The sequence below is a fragment of the Streptomyces sp. NPDC047014 genome, from assembly GCF_040644195.1.
GTDB lineage: Bacteria > Actinomycetota > Actinomycetes > Streptomycetales > Streptomycetaceae > Streptomyces.
The window spans coordinates 1-1,877 of sequence record NZ_JBEYVX010000184.1; the positions used below are offsets into that span (position 1 = coordinate 1).

The window sequence follows — 1,877 nt, forward strand, 5'->3', positions numbered from 1 at the left end:
ATCCTCACCGACTCCGGCACCGGCCTCCTCTACTCCGCCATGCGCGGCGTCCGGGCACGCCGCCGGCGTTTCAGCCGCCTCGGGCGCCTCAGGTGCCTCAGGTGCCTCAGGCGTCGCCGGTGAGTCCGTGGCCCAGCGGGTAGCGGCCCGGCACCGGGACGGGCAGCCGCCCCCGGGGCCGCGCCGCGCCCGCCAGGACCCGGGCCGCGGCCCGCAGCTCCACGTCCGTCCAGCAGTACGTGGCCAGTTCGGCCGCGCAGTCCGGCAGCCGGGCCGGGTCGTAGGGGTTGCGGATCGCCACCAGCACCACCGGCACCCCCGTGGCGATCAGCTCCGCCACCAGGGTCCGCTGCGGGCTGTCCCCCTCGGGCACGTTGTACGTGCACACCAGCACGGCCGCGTGACCGGGCGCCGCCGCCACCGCGCGGGCGGGCGCCACCGCCGTGGCCCGGCAGCCCAGGGCGGCCAGCTCCCGGGCCAGTACGACCGTAGGGGGTCCCGTCGTACCGGAGGGGGAGACCGGGTCCGTCCCGGTGACCAGCAGCCGCGGGGCGGCGGAGGCGTCGAAGGGGATCAGCCCGCCCGGGTCGGCCAGCAGGGTGGTGGTGGCCGCCGCGATCCGGTCGGCCGCGGCGAGATGCTCCGGGGCGCCGACGACCTCGTCCACCGCCCCGGGCGAGGGCGCCTCCTCGTCGAACAGGCCGCGCCGGGCCTTGAGTTCCAGGATCCGCAGGACCGATTCCTCGATCCGGGCCACCGTCAGCTCGCCCGAGGCGACGGCCTCGCGCACACTGCGCTGGGCGAGCGCCAGGTCCGGCGGGTTCAGCAGCTGGTCGCAGCCCGCCAGCAGGGCCAGCACGGGCACGCGGTCGTCCCCGTACTTCTGGCGTACCCCGGCCATGTCCAGGGCGTCGGTGACCACCACCCCGCGGAAGCCCAGGCGTTCGCGCAGGATGCCGGTGACGATCGGCCGCGAGAGGGTGGCCGGGTCCCCCGAGGGATCGAGCGCGGGGAAGACGATGTGCGCCGTCATGATCGCGTCCACCCCCGCCCGCACCGCCGCGCGGAAGGGCGGCTCGTCCAGCTCCTCCCAGGCGGCCCGGCTGTGCCGCATCACCGGCAGCCCCACATGGCTGTCGGTCTCGGTGTCCCCGTGCCCGGGGAAGTGCTTGGCGGTGGCGGCCACCCCGGCGCCCTGGTAGCCGCGGACCTGCGCGGCGACCAGCCGCGCGACGGCCTGCGGGTCGGAGCCGAAGGAGCGGACGCCGATCACCGGATTGGCCGGGTTGACGTTCACGTCCGCCACCGGCGCGTAGTCCTGCCGGATGCCCATCGCGGCCAGTTCCGTCCCGGCGATCCGCGCGGCCCGCCGGGCGTCCGCGGCGGAACCGGAGGCGCCGAGCGCCATCGCCCCCGGGAACAGGGTCGCGGGCCGGCCGATCCGGGCGACGGCCCCGTGCTCCTGGTCCACCGACAGCAGCAGCGGGACCCCGGCCCCCGAGCCGGTGGCCGCCCGCTGGAGCCCGGCGGAGAGCTCCGCGATCTGGCGCGGGGTACGGGTGTTGTGGGCCCAGGCGAAGTAGACCACCCCGCCGAGGTGGTAGCGGGAGACCAGCTCGGCGGCGGTGCGCACGCCGAACTGCGCCTGGTTCTGCGCGGCGTCCTCCGGGTCGGGCCCGGTCGCGGCATGCCCGTACACCCGCGAGACGAAGAGCTGGCCGATCTTCTCGGCGAGGCTCATCCGCCCGAGGATCCGGCGCAGCCGGGCGGGGTCGGGACGCCCGCCCCGAGGGGCTTCGGGGTTGCGGGCGTCGTCGGCGGGCCGGGCCGCGTCCGCGGTGGCGCCGACGGCGCCGGCGGCGGCCGAGACGGCGGCC

General features: G+C 77.3%; 1 protein-coding gene. It reads right to left on the reverse strand.

Annotation, left to right across the window (positions count from 1 at the left end):
• Positions 1 to 106 precede the first annotated feature (106 nt).
• Positions 107 to 1,762: a glycoside hydrolase family 3 protein gene (locus tag ABZ873_RS34130; protein ID WP_360880764.1), complete on the reverse strand. Its 1,656-nt coding sequence runs from the start codon at positions 1,760 to 1,762 to the stop codon at positions 107 to 109.
• Positions 1,763 to 1,877 lie beyond the last annotated feature (115 nt).